Raw genomic sequence first — 18506 nt, 5'->3', positions numbered from 1 at the left:
ATCCCGTAATTGTTTAACGCAACGCGGTTCAGAGGTCGATCAGCAGGATCTTGGAGCGGCGCTGATAGTTATACATTTCCTGTTTCTGAATGGGCAGCACGTCAACGTCAGCAGGTTTAAAACCACGTTCCTGGAACCAGTGAATGCTCCGGGTGGTCAGCACAAACAGGCGATCTAAACCCATCAGTTTGGCTTGGCTGGCGACACGTGTAAGCAGCATTTCACCACGCGATGAACTGCGATAATCAGGGTGAACCGCCACGCAGGCCATTTCGCCAATGCGCTCTTCCGGGAACGGATAAAGCGCGGCGCAGGCGATGGTCAGATTATCGCGTTCAATAATCGTGAATTTATCGATTTCCATTTCCAACTGCTCGCGGGAGCGGCGAACTAAAATACCTTGTTGTTCTAGAGGGCGAATAAGCTCGAGTATGCCGCCGATATCATTGATGGTGGCGCGACGGACTTGTTCAGCGCTCTCCATCACAATTTGTGTGCCGATGCCGTCACGGGAAAACAGTTCCTGGACCAGTGCGCCATCTTCCTGATAACTGATTAAGTGGCTGCGACGCACGCCGCTGCGGCAGGCTTTTACTGCGCCGCGCAGGAAACGTACGGTGCCGGACTGATAGTCACCACGGGCTTCCATCGTGTCGATTCTCGCCTGGGCATCGTTCGGAAACAGTTCGGAGATGATTTTATCTTCTTCATCAATCACTCCCTGAGACGAACAGAAACCGATCATTTTTTCGGCTTTGAGTTTAATCGCCAGTTGCGTGGCCACCTCCTCGGAGGTGAGATTGAAACTCTCGCCGGTGACGGAAACCGCGACCGGGCCTAACAGCACGATAGCGTTGCTGTCGAGCTGACGGTGAATGGCTTCTTCATCAATACGACGGATCCGGCCCGTGTGGCAATAATCAATACCGTCATCCACACCCAGCGGCTGCGCAATGATAAAGTTGCCGCTGACCACGTTGATATGTGCGCCCTGAAGTGGCGTATTATTCAGACTCATCGACAGGCGGGCGGTGATATCGAGCTGTAATAAACCGGCAGCCTGCTTCACCAGTTCAAGGGTGCGTGCATCCGTAACGCGGGTGTTTTTATGATAAATCGGCTCATAATTATGCTCCGCAAGGTTTTCATCGATTTGCGGGCGGGCACCATAAACCACCACCAGACGGATCCCCAGACTGTGCAGCAGGCCGATATCATTGACGATATTCGTGAAGTTCTCGTGTTCAATGGCTTCACCCCCGAGCATCACCACAAAAGTTTTGCCACGGTGCGCATTGATATAGGGAACAGTGTGTCGAAATCCCTGGACCAGCTCAGTACTACGTTCCTTCACGGCAAAACCTCATTTGAATTTTTATTCGTAATTTCTGTATTTTTATTCTTTTATGCCGATGTAGCAAGTAAGAAATCTCTGTTTTTGTTCTCTTCTCCTTCACAAACCTTCAACAACCTAAAAAATCACTGGCTGGTTTAAGAATGACAGGCGGGAATTGATTGGTTAGAATTTTCAGCTTGAGCCCGCTAAGGGCTATTTTTTTATTTTTACGCTCTGGTATGAGCCTTTATTTTTTGAGACTGCATGACTGACGAAAATCACAATTTTGGCCGAAGACGGCTGTTACAAAGCGTAGCCGCTTCCTGGATGTTAAGCGTCAGCCGGGTCGGTTTTGCCGCCAGCGCTCAGGTGGTGGCTGTTCGTGTTTGGCCTGCTTCTACCTATACCCGCCTTACGTTGGAATCCAGCACACCTCTGAAATATAAACAATTCCTGCTGACGAACCCACACCGTGTGGTGATCGACATCGAGGGCGTCCACCTTAATAGTGTGCTCAAAGGGTTGGGTCAGCAGATCCAGCAGAGCGATCCTTTCATTAAACAGGCGCGGGTTGGGCAGTTTGACCAGAAAACCGTTCGTCTGGTGATGGAGCTCAAACAGCCGATTAATCCGCATGTATTCACCCTCAAACCGGTCGCTGGGATCCACAACCGGCTGGTGGTCGATCTCTATCCGGTGGAAGGGGCGGTGAGTACGGATGATGATCCGTTACTGGCATTGCTGGAAGATTACAATAAGGGCGATGTTGCGCGCACGTTGCCGCCGGAGACGGCAAAAGATGGCAAGGCTGGACGCGAAAGGCCGCTGGTGATCATGCTCGATCCTGGACATGGAGGTGAAGACCCGGGAGCTATAGGAAAATATAAAACCCGCGAAAAAGATATCGTGCTGCAAATTGCCCGTAAGTTGCAGAAGCTTATTCAGCGTCAGCCAAATATGAAAGTGTATATGACCCGCAACGAGGACGTATTTATTCCATTGAAAGTGCGGGTGGCGAAAGCGCGTAAACTGCATGCAGACCTGTTCATTTCAATTCATGCCGATGCCTTTACCAGCCGCGCTGCGCGGGGATCGTCCGTGTTTGCATTGTCGACCAAAGGGGCGACCAGCACGGCGGCGCGTTTTCTGGCACAAACTCAAAATGAGTCCGATCAAATTGGCGGCGTCGCTAAAAGTGGTGACCGCTATCTCGACCACACCTTGTTTGATTTGGTACAGACCGCCACCATCAATGACAGCCTGAAATTTGGCAAAGAAGTGCTGTCGCGCATGGGCAAGATAAATCATCTGCATAAGAACAACGTTGATCAGGCGGGGTTTGCAGTATTGAAAGCGCCAGACATTCCATCAATTCTGGTGGAAACGGCGTTTATCAGTAATGTGGAAGAGGAACGCAAATTGAAAACCAGTCACTTTCAACAGAAAGTGGCAGAGTCGATACTGGCAGGGATTAAGGCATATTTCGCCGAAGGCGGGATGTCAGCAAAGGGATGACGTGCATGAAGATCCGCCTCCGTGAGGCACAGGTGGCCGATGTATCAAATTGATCAGATGCCAGAAACAAAAAAACACCCGTTAAGGTGTCTGATGTTCTTTTACTGCTTATGTGTAGTTGGTTGCGGGGGCCGGATTTGAACCGACGACCTTCGGGTTATGAGCCCGACGAGCTACCAGGCTGCTCCACCCCGCGTCCGTCACTACAATGTATTCTAATGCTTTACTACCCATCCATACTGTATTGGTTGCGGGGGCCGGATTTGAACCGACGACCTTCGGGTTATGAGCCCGACGAGCTACCAGGCTGCTCCACCCCGCGTCCGTCACTACAGTACTGCTTTCATCGGTAAGTCTTTCATTCCAATCGCGCTTTTATATCAGCATCGAGTTGGTTGCGGGGGCCGGATTTGAACCGACGACCTTCGGGTTATGAGCCCGACGAGCTACCAGGCTGCTCCACCCCGCGTCCGATGAGGGCGAACTATACGCTGCGTGAGAATTCGTGCAACCCTTTTTTCGAAATTAATGTGATAAACCACCCGGTTACTTGCTTTTCATACAGTATGCTGTTTTTTTCGACGGCTTTGACGGAATCCATTATTTTCTTTGATGCCAATTCCTTTCTGATAGCCCGTTTGTTATCGTTTTGGCGGTAGTCCCCCCCCGAAAGCAAGAGAGCGCGGCAATAATGAAAGGACGTTGGAGTAAGTATCTGCTGAGTGGTCTGGTCATCGCAGTATTGGCGGGTTGTTCGTCAAGACCTACCGATCGCGGTCAGCAGTATAAAGATGGTCGACTGGACAATGCGCTTGAGTACGTCAATGAGCCGAACGCCACCGGCAAACCGGTGAATGCGAAAGATTACGCCAATCAGGTGATGGAGGTGCAATATGCGTCGTCGTCCCTGTATGGCAAAAACAACACCACTTTTCAGGCGGTGGAGCAGTGGATACGCTCCGGCGCTGACACCCGCACTCTGAGCCAGTACGGCATCAGTGCATACCAGATGGAAGGTGCCGACAACTTCGGCAACGTGCAATTTACCGGTTACTACACGCCGGTATTACAGGCACGTTATACCCGTCAGGGCGAATTCCAGTATCCGTTATACCGTATGCCGCCAAAACGCGGGCGTTTGCCGGATCGTGCTTCTATCTATTCCGGTGCGCTGAGCGACAACTATGTGGTGGCCTGGACCAACTCCCTGATGGATAACTTCATGATGGAAGTGCAGGGCAGCGGTTATGTGGATTATGGCGACGGCCGTCCGCTGATGTTCTTCGGCTATGCCGGTAAAAACGGTCACGCTTATCGCAGTATTGGTAAAGTGCTGATCGACCGGGGTGAAGTGGCGCGTGAAAATATGTCCATGCAGGCGATTCGCCAGTGGGCTGATACGCACAGCGCCGCCGAAGTACAGGAGTTGCTGGAACAAAATCCTTCATTTGTTTTCTTCAAACCTGTGCCTTTTGCGCCAGTTCGTGGCGCGAGTGGCGTACCGCTGATTGCTAAAGCCTCAGTGGCGTCTGACCGTTCACTTATTCCGGCGGGAACCACGCTGCTGGCGGAAGTGCCGGAACTGGATAATAAAGGTAAGTTCACCGGAAAATACCATATGCGTCTGATGGTTGCGCTGGATGTTGGTGGTGCGATTAAAGGCCAACATTTTGATATGTATCAGGGGATTGGCCCTGACGCCGGGCATGCGGCCGGTTATTACAATCACTATGGACGCGTTTGGGTGTTAAAATCAGCGCAAAATGGTAAACCGCTGTTCACTGCTTACAATGCAGCGGCCGGTACGTCTTCTGGCGCGACACCCTCTGCGCTGGCGCCCGCACCAGTAACCAGCAACAACGGATCTTTCCTGTTGAAATAGCCCGGTTGCGGTAAAATGCTTTACTCAAGGCAGCCTGTGGGCTGCTTTGTTTTTGCAAAAAGTCAGTATCACGTTGAATTTCATAGCAAGTACAGAGGTTAATCCGTCATGACAGCAGTTTACTCCGATGCCTATCAACAGCGTTTTGGCGGCACCGCGCGCCTTTATGGTCAGCAGGCGCTGACGCTGTTCTCGCAGGCACATGTCTGTGTTATCGGCATCGGTGGCGTGGGATCGTGGGCAGCCGAGGCACTGGCGCGCACCGGTATTGGCGCTATCACGCTGATAGATATGGATGATGTCTGCGTAACGAACACCAACCGTCAAATCCATGCGCTGCGTGAAAACGTCGGGCAGGCAAAAACAGAGGTCATGGCGCAGCGCATTCTGGCGATTAACCCGGAGTGCAAAGTCACTTGTATCGACGATTTTATTACCCCGGATAACGTGGCCGAAATGCTTAATCACAATTTTAGCTATGTGATTGATGCCATCGACAGCGTGCGGCCAAAAGCGGCGTTGCTGGCGTATTGCCGTCGCTACAAGATCCCGGTTGTCACTACGGGCGGTGCCGGTGGGCAGATCGACCCGACACAAATAGCGGTGGTGGATTTGGCGAAGACCATTCAGGATCCGCTGGCGGCAAAATTACGTGAGCGCCTGAAAAATGATTTCGGCGTGGTGAGGAACAGCAAAGGGAAGTTGGGGATTGATTGCGTTTTTTCCAGCGAACCGCTGATGTATCCGCAGGCCGACGGCTCAGTGTGTGCGTCACGTGCCACGGCTGAAGGGCCAAAACGCATGGACTGCGCAACGGGGTTTGGTGCGGCGACCATGGTGACTGCCACTTTCGGTTTTGTCGCGGTATCGCACGTGTTGAAAAAGATGATGGCCAAGGCACAGCGCCAGCAAGCCGCTGCCTGACATTCACACTGTACTATAGTGCACGGCGTGCCAGTTGCAGCACGCCTTCTGCCAGGGCTGTCAATCCGCTGGCACGGCTGGTACTCAGCTGTTCACGCAGGCCCAACGTATCAAACAGCGCCAGAGGGTCCTCTTCGAGTATCGCCTGCGGCGTTTTGCCTTCCACTTTCGTCAGCACTACCGCCAGCAGACCTTTTACAATACGGCCTTCGCTGTCGCCATAGAAATGCATGGCGCCATTATCTAACCGTTCGGCCCCGAGCCACACCCGATTCTCGCAGCCTGACAGCTCGGTTTGCGGTGTTTTTAAACTGTCATCCAGCGCGGGTACGTTCTTTGCCAGCAGGATCAACTGACGGTAGCGGTCTTCCCATTGGCGTAAGCCGGAAAAGCGTTCAACCAGCGACTGTTCGGTAATGTCATGTCCAAAAGGGTGGGGCGCTAACATACAATTTCTCTGTTTTTAAAGGACGTTAATCGGCCAGCAGTTCCAGTGCATACTTCACTGCTTTTACCAGACGATCGACATCATCTGTCGTGTTATAGGGGGCGAAGGAAGCACGAAGTGTACCGCTGACCCCCATGGCTTCCATCAGGGGTTGTGCGCAATGCTGACCGGCACGTAAGGCGATGCCCTGCTCGGCGAGTAACGTCACGATATCATTGTGGTGCACGCCTGCGATATCAAACGCCAGTATTGAGGCGCTCTGCCAGCGGAAACTGCGAAAACCTGGCAGTTGTGCCAGTTGCTGTTCAGCCAGCGTCGCCAGATGCTGAGCGTATCTTTCGCCTGCCGCCGTATCAATACTTTCCAGCCAGCCAAGAGCGGCATCAAACCCAAGTACCCCGGCGATATTCGGCGTCCCCGCTTCAAAACGATGCGGCACTGTCTGCGGGGTGAAACCGTGCATTGAGGCGTGTGTCAGCATTTTCCCGCCGCCGTGCCAGGCTGGCATAGCGTCAAGCAATGTCGTTTTGCCATACAGCACGCCGATACCGGTCGGGCCATAAAGTTTATGGGCGGAAAAGGCGTAAAAATCGATATCCAGTGCCTGAACATCAGCCGGGCAGTGGACCACGCCCTGTGCGCCATCCACCAATACGGGCGTGCCGTTGGCATGTGCCAGCGCAATAGCACGCGATAAGTCTGGCATACCACCGGTCACGTTGGACATCTGCCCGAGTGCCAGCATTCGCGTGCTCTTATTCAGTAACGCGGGTAACCGGCTGAGGTCTGGTAAGAATTTTTCGTCGAGTGGCAGGGTGATGACTTTCGCCTGACAGCGTTGCGCCAACATCAGCCAGGGGATCAGGTTGGCATGATGCTCAGCCTGGCTGACGATGATTTCATCGCCCGGTTGCAGGCGTGGTGCCAGGTAATTTTGCGCGACAAGATTAATCGACTCGGTGGTGCCACGGGTCCAGATAATATTCTCCGCTATCGGGGCGTTGATCCATCTGGCTGCACGCAAACGCGCCTGTTCGTATTTTTGGGTCAAAGATTGCGCTGCGCGATGCTGGCTGCGATGAACGGTGGCACCTTCCTGCGAATAAAACTCCAGGGTTGCATCAATCACTTTTTTCGGCTTAAGGGCCGTTGCCGCGCTGTCCAGGTAACATTGCCCGTGAGTAAGTGCCGGAAATTGCAAACGAAATTTGGCAAAATCAAAGTCAGTCATACGCGTTCAATTCTCGTGAGTAAGCCGCCTGGCATGAAGTTTTTCCCTATCTGCAGCCCAGATATATTCATTTTAGGAATGGTTACCATGGAAATATATCAGAAGCTTGTTATGCTGAATTACGAAGGGCAGAAGAATTAGGCAGATGTATTCACTGCCATTAAAAGCATATTAATCTACAAGGAGTCTATAATGAAGAAGATCGCCGCCGTAGTTTCAGTTGTACTACTGACCTGTACTCTCGCTGCGTGTTCAAGCAACTACGTAATGCATACCAATGATGGTCGCACGATCGTTGCCGAAGGGAAGCCAAGTACAGACAGTGATACCGGTATGATCAGTTATACCGATGCGTATGGCAACAAACAGCAGATCAATAAGTCTGAAGTGAAAGAGATGGCTAAAGGTAACTAATCCTTAAGCGGTGACTTTCCCAGGCGGAAAGCGCTCTTTACTTGTTGCCACAAAACCGGCCCTCTCGCGATGGGCCGGTTTTGTCACAATTTGGCCGCTGGTGAGTTGTTTGTCTTCGCGATCTCAGGCAAAAATGTGACAGGCAAAAAAAAGCACCGCAAATTGCGGTGCTAAAAAATCACTTTGGACAGACAGGGTAATGTACAGGAAGTGAAAAATTTGCAGCATTCAAGCTACGTGTCCAGATTGCCAGACAATTTGCAAACACAACATCACAACCACAAGCCAAAAGCATTTCAGCATCCTCATACCAAACTACTTTTCGTTCCGGCCCAGGAAGTGGCGCCACTATAGGTTTTTGCCTGTACATCCTCAACGGACAATTTATAATGTCTCGGATTAAAAAAACTAATAGTAAAACCCACGGCTAAGCACTTTGCTCGCCGGCGAATGAGAAGTATCCATTCCATGTCAAAACGTTTACCGCCTCTTAATTCCCTGCGCGTTTTCGACGCCGCAGCGCGCCACCTTAGTTTTACTAAAGCGGCAGAGGAACTTTTTGTCACGCAAGCCGCAGTAAGCCACCAGATTAAGTCACTTGAGGACTTTTTAGGGCTGAAGTTATTCCGTCGGCGTAACCGATCTTTGTTACTGACTGAAGAGGGTCAGAGTTATTATCTGGATATCAAAGAGATATTTTCTTCGCTAAATGAAGCAACGCGTAAGCTTCAGGCGCGAAGTGCGAAAGGCGCGCTGACCGTCAGTTTACCCCCAAGCTTTGCTATTCAGTGGCTGGTACCGAGACTCTCTGGCTTTAACTCAGCTTATCCGGGGATCGATGTGCGAATTCAGGCGGTAGACCGCGAAGAAGATAAGCTGGCAGATGACGTTGATGTCGCGATTTTCCATGGCCGTGGCAACTGGCCCGGTCTGCGCGCGGAGCGTTTATATGCCGAATATCTATTACCGGTTTGTTCCCCCTCGTTGCTGATGGGTGATAAGCCGCTAAAAATTCCCGATGATTTAGCTAACCATACGTTATTGCATGATGCGTCCCGCCGCGACTGGCTGGCTTACACCAAGCAATTGGGTTTGCAACATATCAACGTGCAACAAGGGCCGATTTTTAGCCACAGTGCGATGGTGGTTCAGGCTGCCGTTCATGGTCAGGGTGTTGCGTTGGCCAATAATGTGATGGCGCAAACTGAAATTGAAGCGGGGCGGTTAGTCTGCCCGTTCAACGAAGTATTAATCAGTAAAAATGCTTTTTATCTGGTTTGTCATGACAGTCAGGCAGAACTGGGTAAAATAGCCGCCTTTCGTCAGTGGATCCTCGCTCGTGCAGCCAGCGAGCAGGATAAATTACGCTTTCGTTATGATCAGGCTTGAGCCTGATAGAGCCTCCCGTAGATGATATTGTTGAGCTGCTGTTTGCGGGTGGTTCATCAATCAACAACGATAATAGGTAGTGCACCATGACCAGTCGTTCAATGTTGATCTTCGCCGCCATTAGCGGCTTTATCTATGTTGCATTTGGCGCATTCGGCGCTCATGTACTGAAGAATTCACTGGGTGAGGCTGAAATGGCCTGGATCCAAACCGGTTTAACTTACCAGAGTGTCCATACACTGGCTATTCTGGCGCTCGGCGTAGCAATGCAACGTCAGCGCAATGTGTGGTTTTACTGGAGCAGTGCTTGTCTGGCACTGGGTATCGTGTTGTTTAGCGGCAGTCTTTACTGTCTGGCGCTGTCGCACCTTAGATTATTTGTATTTGTCACCCCGATGGGGGGAACCCTCTTCCTGATCGGTTGGATATTGATGTTGACTGGCGCTTTGCGTCTGAACAAAAAGGCAGAACGCCATGAATAAAGTTGCTCTCTATTGCCGCTCAGGTTTTGAAAAAGAGTGCGCCGCAGAAATTACGGCCAAAGCCGCCAAGATGGAAATCTTCGGTTTTGCCCGCGTTAAAGAAGACAGTGGCTATGTACTGTTTGAATGCTACCAGCCGGAAGACGCTGACCGTTTGGCGAAAGAGATACCTTTCCGCGAACTGATTTTTGCCCGTCAGCTGATCGTGGTCGGCGAATTACTGAAAGATTTGCCCCCCGAAGACCGCGTTTCACCCATTGTTGGCATGCTGCATGGCGTGATCACCAACGGCGGCGAGCTGCGTGTCGAAATGCCTGACACCAACGAAAGCAAAGAGCTGACCAAGTTCTGTCGTAAGCTGACGGTTCCCTTGCGTTCCGCCATGCGCGAACAGCGAATTCTCGGCAAGCGTGAAAACCCGCTGCGCCCGGTGGTGCATGTGTTCTTTATCGCGTCGGGTTGCTGCTATGTGGGCTATTCATACAGTAATAATAATTCGAAGTTCTATATGGGCATCCCGCGTCTTAAGTTCCCGTCGGAGGCGCCAAGCCGTTCGACGCTGAAACTGGAAGAAGCGTTCCACGTGTTTATTCCTGCCGATGAGTGGGAAGAGCGTCTGGCAAGTGGTATGTATGCGGTAGATCTCGGCGCTTGCCCGGGCGGTTGGACCTATCAGTTGGTGCAGCGCAGCATGATGGTCACCGCGATTGATAACGGCCCGATGGCGCCCAGCCTGATGAACACCGGGCAGGTGATCCATTTGCGCGAAGATGCTTTTAGATACAAATCAACCAGCACCAAAAACTATTGGTTGGTGTGTGACATCGTGGAGAAACCGGCGAAAGTGGCCGCATTGATGTGTGACTGGCTGGTTAATGGTTGGTGCCGCGAAACTATTTTCAACCTGAAACTGCCAATGAAGAAGCGTTATGAGGAAGTCACCAATATTCTCGAACGCCTCAAAGAGCGACTGGATGAAAACAACATTCACGCTGAGATCTTTGCCAAGCAGCTCTATCACGACCGTGAAGAAGTGACCGTTCACATTCGCCGCTTCTGGGCCACCGTGGGTGGGCGTCGCGACGAGCGTTAATAGCGCCGTTACCTGACTGTTCCCTTCAGGTAAAAATAAAAACGCCGGTGCTGTAAAAGCCCGGCGTTTTTTATTGCTCACTTTCTGGCTATGGCAGGCGCAACTGCTGCAGATTTCCGCTGAGAGGGAGATCAGTTTGTAGCGTTGAAACCCGTTTACAGGCGTAGGCCAGATCCCGGTGCTCGGCTAATTTGGTCCGCCATTTATCTGGAACAGCCTCGAGATTTTCATACAGCGCATCCAGCGTTCCGGCCTGAGTCAACAGTGTGACGGCAGTTTTCGGGCCAATGCCCGGCACGCCGGGAATTTTACTGCTGCTGATCCCCGCCAGCCCCCAGTAATCGGTTAACTGCTGCGGCAGCACGCCAAAAGCTTCGCGCACAAAAGGCATGTCCAGCCAGCGTTTTTGGAAATAATCACGAATTTGCACGTTAGGTGCCAGTAGCTGACAGTAGCCTTTGTCGGTAGAGACGATGGTGACCTGATGCCCTCCGCCCGCTACTTTGGCTGTCAGCGTGGCGGCTAAGTCGTCCGCTTCGTTGCCGGGAGAGTGCCAGCAGGCGACGCCGCGAGCGATAAACCCCGCCTTCAGGCTCGCCATTTCGGCAAACAAGTTGTCAGGCATCGGTGAGCGGCCTGCTTTATAGTCGGGCAGACACTGATGACGCCAGCTGTCGTCACGATCATCTTCATCAAACACGGCGACGGCATGAGTGGGTTGGGTATGTTGAATTAACTGCCCAACGGCATTCTGGCAGGCAATCAGACAGGGAGAACCCTGAACCGCGTGAATACGTCGTATCAGGTTCAGAGCATCAATAATCAGCAGATGTATTGGCATAGTGAAATGGCTTCCATTAATAAACAGGGCGGCTGATAAGCCACCCTGTATCAAGCCTTTTGGAAATTACGTGACCTAACTATCAGGCACAAATTTCATAACAAGGAATGTACGCGCTGCCCGGCAATTTCATGCGGTGCTGAGCGACAAATCCCTGCAACAGGCTGTCCATTTTCTTCATTAACGCTGGATCGCCGTGCAGCTTAAAGCGTCCGTGTTTTTCAATTTCCTGAATACCGAACTCTTTTACGTTACCGGCCACAATCCCCGAGAAGGCGCGGCGCAGTGCGGCGGCCAGCTCTTCCGGTGGCTGATCGGGATAGAGATTCAGTGCCGCCATGTTGTCATGGTTTGGCTCAAACGGCATTTGAAGATCAGGCGCAATACGGATAGACCAATTGAAACTGTAGGCATCACCGCTGTTACGGCGGTTCTCTTTCACCAGAGGCATCGCACGTTTCATTTGACGGGCCACTTCAGTCGGGTCGTCAATGATGATGGTGTAATGCTTACGGGCTTCTTCACCCAACGTGTCTTTGATGAAAGCATCGAGTACGGTGAAGTAATCGGCACTCTCTTTCGGCCCGGTGAGGATCAGCGGCAGAACCTGATCGCTATTTTCCGGGTTCATCAAAATACCCAAGAGATACAGCAACTCTTCCGCCGTACCCACGCCACCTGGGAAAATAATGATCCCATGGGCGATTCGCACAAAGGCCTCAAGCCGTTTTTCAATATCTGGCATGATGATCAGTTCGTTCACCAGCGGGTTAGGCGGTTCAGCGGCGATGATGGAAGGTTCGGTCATCCCGATAAAACGACCGAGTTTATAACGTTGTTGTGCGTGGCCTACTGCGGCACCTTTCATTGGCGCTTCCATCGCACCTGGGCCGCAGCCGGTACAAATGTTCAGCTCACGCAGGCCGAGCTGGCTGCCGACGTTGCGGGCGTACTGATACTCGACTTCGTTTATTGAATGCCCACCCCAGCAAACCACCATGTTTGGATCTTCATCGAGATGCAGCGCGCGGGCGTTGCGCAGAATGGAGAACACCATGTTAGTCAGATGTGCCGAGTTTTCATGGTTGAAATTTTCGAAGCGAGGGTTATTGGAGATTTGCGCATTCACGAACAAGATGTCGCGCAGCACGGCAAACAGGTTAGCTTGCAGGGAACGGATAATGCGACCATCCACAAAGGCATCTTCTGGTGGATTAACCAGTTCAAGCTTAACGCCGCGTTCACGGCGTAATACGTTGATATCAAAGCTTTCGTAGCGTTCAAGTAGTTCTTTGCTGCTGTCGGTCTGGCTGCCACTGTTGAGTACGGCTAATGAGCAATTACGGAACAAGCGGTATAAGTCGCTGCTCGCAGTGCGCTTGAGCATGTCAACTTCCAACTGCGACAACAGATCCATTGAGCCCAGAGGGCTGATATGTGTAATCAAAGTTGCTCCTTTACACCCATTGGGCGATGTCATTTCTGCCGGCGAAAGCTCGCACATGATTTTTTGGATCTCGCTTTTTGCGGCGTGCCGGATCCTGTTGGCAGAAATAATTGACTGATTTTGAAGGTGTCTCTGTCGGGTCTGATGCCCGGCAGTACCGCTTCTGAATTAACAGTAACCTTGTCCTCAGGCTTTTACCAACCGTTGCTGACTGTTAGCTTAGTTCTTGAGCAACGTCTCGCATTATTGCCTGACAAGTCTTGTTGTTGCAGGTGTAAACGGGAAGTTGGATCGCCATGGATTGATGTCCAGGCCACCACGGCGGGTATAACGGGCATACACGGCCAGAGCCTCAGGCGCACAGAATTGAAGGAGGTCATTGAAGATGCGTTCAACGCACTGCTCGTGGAATTCATTGTGATTGCGGAAAGAGATCAGGTAACGCAGCAGCGCTTCCCGGTCAATTTTTGGCCCACGATACTGGATTTGCACCGAGCCCCAGTCTGGCTGATGGGTGATCAGACAGTTGGATTTCAGCAGGTGGCTCACCAGTGACTCTTCTACGATATCATCACCCGCCGCACCAGCCAGATAATCGGTGCTGAATTCGTAGTTGTTGATTTCGATGTCCTGATCGTCAATGCATTGGCCGTCAAAATGGCCAATGGTGCTGCCTTCCACGTCGCCAAGGTGGCTCAGACTGACGGTCACATCACCTTCGGCACATTTGCTGAGATCGCGCGTCAGCGTGGCCAGAACACTATCCCAGCTGTCAAATTTGGTCTGATTAAAGCTGTTGAGGTAGAGCTTGAAGCTTTTGGATTCGATCAGGTTGATGCTGTCCGCATTCAGACTGATTTCACCGACGGCGACCTGCGGCAACCCTTTAGCATTGAGCCAGGACAGTTCATAGAGCGTCCAGATATCGGCACCGTGAAAGGGCAGCGCATCTGGATAAAGGCCCAATGGTTCGCGGTTCATACTGCGCGGAACGGCCTGGAGTAAGGAGGCGTCATAGTGATCGCGGTACGGCGTTGCTTTGCCCAATGTCAGTTGAGAGAGGGCGGGGTTATCCTGATAAGAGGACATGCTGTCACCTTGGTCTAAGTTCTGGGTACAATAGCGTTTGACGTCATTTCCCCTAGTTTAACTTAGCCTGGTCTGAAGATGAGAGAATTTATGGAGTCGGATGTTTCTGTCGCGTTGCGCGAATTTACCCAACGGTATGTGGATTTATGGCAGCGGGAGACCGGCCTCCCTCCTTCAAGCGAGGAGTTGCTGGGTGTTGATTCACCTTGCGTAGTAAAAAGCAGCGAAACAGCTGTTTACTGGCTGACCCAGATTTTCAGCCCGGCTGATACCTTGGCCAATGTCGAACGTGCACTGGAACTGGAACTGCGCCCTGAAGCCCACGCGTTTTATACTACCCAGTTCGCCGGAGATATGACCGCTAAGTGGGAGGGTAATGCCCTGACGCTGTTGCAGGTCTGGAGCCCGGAAGATTTCACCCGCTTACAGGAAAATCTGATAGGCCATCTGGTTACGCAAAAGCGCCTCAAGCTGACGCCGACGGTTTTTCTGGCTACCACGGATTCAGAAATGAGCATGGTGTCACTGTGTAATGTAACCGGGGAAGTGATACTGGAACAATTCGGCAGCAAGAAGAGAACTCTTCTCTCGTCATCGTTGTCTGAATTCCTTACAATGCTTTCCCCAGATTTCCCAGGCTAATTTTCAGTGCCCCTTCCTTGAGCATTGGCTTACAGGCCGTGTGAGAGATCTCTCACACGGCCTGTAAGAGATCTCGTTTAATCCTTGTGGTGATTTCTCTCTCTAAGTTTAATAACTCTTTAAAATCAAAACCATAAGAAATTTCGCTTATTCGTGAGGCTTACAAACACGCTATTCGGCTTACAGGCTATATTGTTTGAAGAGGGAAAATCAGCGATTCTAAGTGGGTCGAAGGATGACATGAAACGGAACATTAGGATGATGGCTGTTTCATAAAGTAGGGGAAAGGCTCAGGAAGAGTCAGGACGGCATCGGAACTTGCCAGGACGTTTCAGGATGAAACAAGGGACACCTCCAGGACGGAGATTGAGAGCTCGTAAAGGATAACGGGTGGGTCAGGAAGACTGAAGGAAACATGTCTGGAAGACATTAGGAAGACGCGTCAGGATGAAAGTTGGACGATGCAAAGGATGGCCGGTTAGGATAACCGCTGGAAAAGTTTTCAGGGATTGAGCAGGGAGCACTTAGGTAGCTGGATTGCTATAAAACGAACCGGGGGCACTGTGCAAACAGTGCCCCCAACTTTTTGTGCCCGCTGATGACTTGTCATCACATCAGGCTCAGCCTGAGCATCATTTCTCTCTCAGACAGTTTCAGAAATTAGCCTGCAAGAACGTCTTAGCCAATCGCTCCAAGCACATCTTCCTTGCCCTGACTTTTCGGCAGCAGGAAGAGCGTCGCGTAGATATCCAACAGATAAATAACGGCCAGCAGAGTGAGTGCGGCGGTGAAAGAGACCTGCGCGACCAGAACCCCAATCACCAGTGGCCCAAAACCGCCTACGCCCCGACCGGCGTTGAACAGAATATTCTGCGCCGTGGCCCTGACGTTGACCGGGTAGGTGTCTGAAATCAACCCGCCGTAACCTCCAATCATCCCATTGACGAACATCCCCATCAACGCGCCGGCAAATAACATGGTAGTAGGGTCTTTCAACTGGGCGTAACAGACCACCATCACTACTGCGCCTACCTGATAAATCAGGAAAATCTTCCAGCGCGGGAAGCGGTCAGCCAACACCCCGAACAGCCAAATACCGAACGTCATACCAATAACGGTTACGGCGGTCCACAGTCCCGATTTGGTCAGCGAGAAGCCAAAGTTCTTCGAGAGATAACTTGGCATCCAGATCATCAACCCGTAATAGCCAAAGTTTTGGACCGAACAAAGGATCAGGATCCCGATGCTTGCCTTGGTGGTTGGCACATCCTTAAAAAGAAGTTTTATGCGGCTAAACAGGGATTCATTTGGCGTCTGACTGACTTGTTTCACAAATTCCTCTGGCTCCCCCATGGTGCGGCGGATCAGGAAAGAGGCCAGCGCTGGTAGCAGGCCAACCAGGAACATCCCGCGCCAGCCAATCACATCCAGTAGCAAAGGCGTCAGAAACGCCGCAAGCAACACGCCGAGTTGCCAGCCCATGCCGACATAAGCCGAGGCACGGTTGCGTTTTTCTGCGGGCCAGGCTTCAGCAATCAGCGCCATGCCGATACCAAACTCGCCGCCCAAACCAACGCCTGCCAGAGTGCGGTAGGCCAGTAAATCCCAGTACCCCTGCGCTACCGCGCATAAGCCGGTGAACAGGGAGAACATCAGAATGGTGAAAGTCAGTACGCGTATGCGGCCATAGCGGTCACTGATGGGGCCAAAAATTACGCCACCCAGCACGGCACCAATCAGCGTCCAGGTGACCAGTGAACCGCTTTGGGATGAGGTCAGGCCGAGTTCGCTGGCGATGGCAGGTAGCATAAAGCCGAGGATCAGTAAGTCAAAGCCGTCCATGGCATAGCCGGTGACGGAAGCGATCATGGCTTTTGCCGGTGTCACAGGGGCTTTTTTAGAATGTTGAGCAGGCATAGGTCGCGTCAAGTTATGTAAAGTTGAATTATTTTGCCCGCTCAGGCGCCGGAGTACCAGTATGAAAAACCAATGGCTGGGATTTAGCGATTATGCTTAGCAGCAGCAGGCAGGAGAAAGTTGGGGACAAACGCCTTCAATGCTATCCTTTGCCACTTTGTTCCAGCCCGGCAACGGCTGCGAGTGACGAATCCAGAGAGAAATTGATGAGTACTGAAAATCAGGTTCGCCAGATATTACAGGATATCGAGCAGGTCATGCGTGATCTGAAACTGTGGCATGCTATGCCTCCGGAACCCGAGGCTTTTGACAGTGTTGAGCCTTTCTCTGTCGATACCATGTCCTCAGAGCAATGGCTGCAATGGGTGCTAATCCCACGAATATACGCCCTGCTGGATGCTGAAGCTGCATTGCCGACCCGCTTTGCTATCACCCCCTATTTTGAAATGGCGCAGCCCGACGCAACCCGTTTATTGGCAGAGCTGCAACGCCTTGATGATTTACTGAATATAGAAGACTGACATGCTGGAAATTTTGTATCAGGACGAACATCTGGTGGCGGTGAATAAACCGGCCGGGATGTTGGTCCATCGCAGTTGGCTGGACAGTCACGAAACGGTCTTTGTCATGCAAACGCTGCGTGACCAGATTGGTCAGCACGTGTTTACCGTTCATCGTCTGGATAAACCGACCTCCGGCGTCTTGCTTATGGCGTTGTCGAGCGATGTGGCGCGTCTGATGTCGCAGCAGCTTGAAAATCACCAGATGACCAAGGTCTATCACGCAGTGGTGCGTGGATATGTTCCTGAAGACGGCACTGTCGATTACGCGTTGACGGAAGAACAAGATAAGATTGCTGATAAATTCGCCAGCGCGGACAAAGCACCGCAACCTGCTGTAAGCCATTATCGTGTGCTGGCCCAGGTTGAGATGCCCGTTTCGGTTGGCCCTTATGATACGGCGCGCTATAGCCTGGTGGAGTTGAAACCTGAAACTGGCCGCAAGCATCAGCTGCGCCGCCATATGTCTCATCTTCGCCACCCGATTTTGGGTGACAGCCGCCACGGCGATCTCAAACAGAATCGCGGTATGGTCGAGCATTTTTCCTGCCCTGGCCTGATGTTGCACGCCAGCCATATGCAGTTGCCTCATCCAGTGACGGGCGAGATGCTGGACCTCACTGCGAAATGGGACGATCGCTGGCAACATTTGGTACAACAGTTTGGCTGGCTGGGGCGTATCCCCGAATTAGAAAGCGTTGGGTTTGCTGCTGGCTGCGGCCAGGATCAGGATAGCTAAGATTTCGATAATTTTTCAGGACAACAAGGAGTAAAAGCATGGCTGAGATTGGTATTTTTGTCGGCACCGTTTACGGTAACGCGTTGCTGGTGGCAGAAGAAGCTGAAACTGTCCTGAAGAAACAAGGGCATCAGGTCAAACTGTTTGAAGAAGGCACGCTGGAAGCCTGGCAGTACTATCGCCATCATTTTGCTCTGATTGTCACTTCCACCACGGGTCAGGGTGATTTGCCTGACAGCATTGCTCCACTGTTCGCGGCAATTCGCGATACCGTGGGCTATCAGCCTGAGTTGCGTTACGGCATCATCACCCTCGGTGACAGCAGTTATGATCACTTCTGCGGTGGTGGACATAAGTTGGATGATTTGTTGCAGGAGCAGGGCGCATCGCGCATCGGCGACTTGCTGGAAATTGATGCAATGGAAACGACGGAGCCGGAAACTGTCGCCATTCCGTGGGTTGAAAAATGGGCGCAGTTGCTTAAATAGTCATTGAACAAATAACGAAGCAACTCATTTCTGCAGTATATGCATGAAATAGAGAAGTGCAGAAAATAA

General features: G+C 51.7%; 18 protein-coding genes and 3 tRNA genes. 11 read left to right on the top strand and 10 right to left on the bottom strand.

The genetic code is table 11. From position 1 onward, the window contains the following. Positions 1-28: 28 nt before the first annotated feature. Positions 29-1354, bottom strand: coding sequence for an amino-acid N-acetyltransferase (gene argA, locus EAH77_RS13930; RefSeq protein WP_140473411.1), 1326 nt, complete (start codon positions 1352-1354; stop codon positions 29-31). 246 nt (positions 1355-1600) lie between these two features. On the opposite strand from argA, the gene amiC reads away from it, so the two are divergent. After that, complete coding sequence (amiC, locus tag EAH77_RS13925) at positions 1601-2851, top strand: N-acetylmuramoyl-L-alanine amidase AmiC (RefSeq protein WP_140473410.1); 1251 nt, start codon at positions 1601-1603, stop codon at positions 2849-2851. A 119-nt stretch (positions 2852-2970) separates the two neighbouring features. Here the strand turns inward: amiC and EAH77_RS13920 are convergent. From EAH77_RS13920 to EAH77_RS13910, 3 genes are all read right to left on the bottom strand, one after another. Then, positions 2971-3047: transfer RNA gene (locus EAH77_RS13920), tRNA-Met, on the bottom strand. 49 nt (positions 3048-3096) lie between these two features. Beyond that, positions 3097-3173 (bottom strand) — tRNA-Met (locus tag EAH77_RS13915). A 70-nt stretch (positions 3174-3243) separates the two neighbouring features. Further along, positions 3244-3320, bottom strand: a tRNA-Met gene (locus EAH77_RS13910). A gap of 222 nt (positions 3321-3542) precedes the next feature. Between EAH77_RS13910 and mltA the strand changes: the two genes are divergently transcribed. Both mltA and tcdA read left to right on the top strand, forming a co-directional pair. After that, positions 3543-4733 (top strand): murein transglycosylase A, encoded by a 1191-nt coding sequence (mltA, locus tag EAH77_RS13905; protein ID WP_241673459.1) that lies wholly within the window; start codon positions 3543-3545, stop codon positions 4731-4733. 108 nt (positions 4734-4841) lie between these two features. Beyond that, on the top strand, positions 4842-5657 hold the full coding sequence (gene tcdA, locus EAH77_RS13900) for a tRNA cyclic N6-threonylcarbamoyladenosine(37) synthase TcdA (RefSeq protein WP_140473409.1): 816 nt from the start codon (positions 4842-4844) through the stop codon (positions 5655-5657). A 13-nt stretch (positions 5658-5670) separates the two neighbouring features. Here tcdA and csdE read toward each other — a convergent pair whose 3' ends face one another. Beyond that, on the bottom strand, positions 5671-6105 hold the full coding sequence (gene csdE / locus EAH77_RS13895; RefSeq protein WP_140473408.1) for a cysteine desulfurase sulfur acceptor subunit CsdE: 435 nt from the start codon (positions 6103-6105) through the stop codon (positions 5671-5673). A gap of 25 nt (positions 6106-6130) precedes the next feature. Continuing rightward, entirely contained in the window at positions 6131-7336 is a 1206-nt protein-coding gene (gene csdA, locus EAH77_RS13890) for a cysteine desulfurase CsdA (protein WP_140473407.1), read from the bottom strand. Between the two features lie 192 nt (positions 7337-7528). On the opposite strand from csdA, the gene EAH77_RS13885 reads away from it, so the two are divergent. The 4 genes from EAH77_RS13885 to rlmM all read left to right on the top strand — a co-directional run bounded on the left by EAH77_RS13885 (position 7529) and on the right by rlmM (position 10714). Further along, positions 7529-7750, top strand: a complete 222-nt coding sequence (locus EAH77_RS13885) for a YgdI/YgdR family lipoprotein (RefSeq protein WP_140473406.1) — start codon at positions 7529-7531, stop codon at positions 7748-7750. A 468-nt stretch (positions 7751-8218) separates the two neighbouring features. Further along, complete coding sequence (locus tag EAH77_RS13880) at positions 8219-9139, top strand: transcriptional regulator GcvA (RefSeq protein ID WP_140473405.1); 921 nt, start codon at positions 8219-8221, stop codon at positions 9137-9139. Positions 9140-9225: 86 nt separating this feature from the next. Further along, on the top strand, positions 9226-9621 hold the full coding sequence (locus EAH77_RS13875) for a DUF423 domain-containing protein (protein WP_140473404.1): 396 nt from the start codon (positions 9226-9228) through the stop codon (positions 9619-9621). Beyond that, positions 9614-10714: a 23S rRNA (cytidine(2498)-2'-O)-methyltransferase RlmM gene (rlmM, locus tag EAH77_RS13870; protein WP_140473403.1), complete on the top strand. Its 1101-nt coding sequence runs from the start codon at positions 9614-9616 to the stop codon at positions 10712-10714. The genes EAH77_RS13875 and rlmM overlap by 8 nt, the downstream gene beginning before the upstream one ends. An 88-nt stretch (positions 10715-10802) precedes the next feature. On the opposite strand, the gene xni is transcribed toward rlmM, so the two are convergent. The 3 genes from xni to queF form a co-directional block, all read right to left on the bottom strand. Continuing rightward, complete coding sequence (gene xni / locus EAH77_RS13865) at positions 10803-11555, bottom strand: flap endonuclease Xni (protein ID WP_140473402.1); 753 nt, start codon at positions 11553-11555, stop codon at positions 10803-10805. 82 nt (positions 11556-11637) lie between these two features. Next, positions 11638-13002 (bottom strand): nucleotide 5'-monophosphate nucleosidase PpnN, encoded by a 1365-nt coding sequence (gene ppnN / locus EAH77_RS13860; protein WP_140473401.1) that lies wholly within the window; start codon positions 13000-13002, stop codon positions 11638-11640. Positions 13003-13245: 243 nt separating this feature from the next. Beyond that, positions 13246-14091: an NADPH-dependent 7-cyano-7-deazaguanine reductase QueF gene (queF, locus tag EAH77_RS13855; RefSeq protein WP_140473400.1), complete on the bottom strand. Its 846-nt coding sequence runs from the start codon at positions 14089-14091 to the stop codon at positions 13246-13248. Positions 14092-14181: 90 nt separating this feature from the next. On the opposite strand from queF, the gene syd reads away from it, so the two are divergent. Next, positions 14182-14733: a SecY-interacting protein gene (gene syd, locus EAH77_RS13850; protein ID WP_140473399.1), complete on the top strand. Its 552-nt coding sequence runs from the start codon at positions 14182-14184 to the stop codon at positions 14731-14733. Positions 14734-15411: 678 nt separating this feature from the next. On the opposite strand, the gene EAH77_RS13845 is transcribed toward syd, so the two are convergent. Beyond that, a complete protein-coding gene (locus tag EAH77_RS13845; protein ID WP_140473398.1) occupies positions 15412-16650 on the bottom strand; it encodes an MFS transporter in 1239 nt (412 codons plus the stop codon). A gap of 206 nt (positions 16651-16856) precedes the next feature. Between EAH77_RS13845 and EAH77_RS13840 the strand changes: the two genes are divergently transcribed. Genes EAH77_RS13840 through EAH77_RS13830 form a run of 3 tightly spaced genes read left to right on the top strand, consistent with a single transcriptional unit; the run spans position 16857 to position 18437 of the window. Beyond that, positions 16857-17171: a YqcC family protein gene (locus tag EAH77_RS13840; protein ID WP_140473397.1), complete on the top strand. Its 315-nt coding sequence runs from the start codon at positions 16857-16859 to the stop codon at positions 17169-17171. Position 17172: 1 nt separating this feature from the next. After that, positions 17173-17949, top strand: a complete 777-nt coding sequence (gene truC / locus EAH77_RS13835; protein WP_140473396.1) for a tRNA pseudouridine(65) synthase TruC — start codon at positions 17173-17175, stop codon at positions 17947-17949. A gap of 38 nt (positions 17950-17987) precedes the next feature. Continuing rightward, complete coding sequence (locus tag EAH77_RS13830) at positions 17988-18437, top strand: flavodoxin (protein ID WP_140473395.1); 450 nt, start codon at positions 17988-17990, stop codon at positions 18435-18437. Positions 18438-18506 lie beyond the last annotated feature (69 nt).

The sequence above is a fragment of the Ewingella americana genome, assembly GCF_006438725.1.
Lineage (GTDB): Bacteria > Pseudomonadota > Gammaproteobacteria > Enterobacterales > Enterobacteriaceae > Ewingella > Ewingella americana_A.
This window is presented reverse-complemented; position numbering and strand designations above follow the sequence as displayed.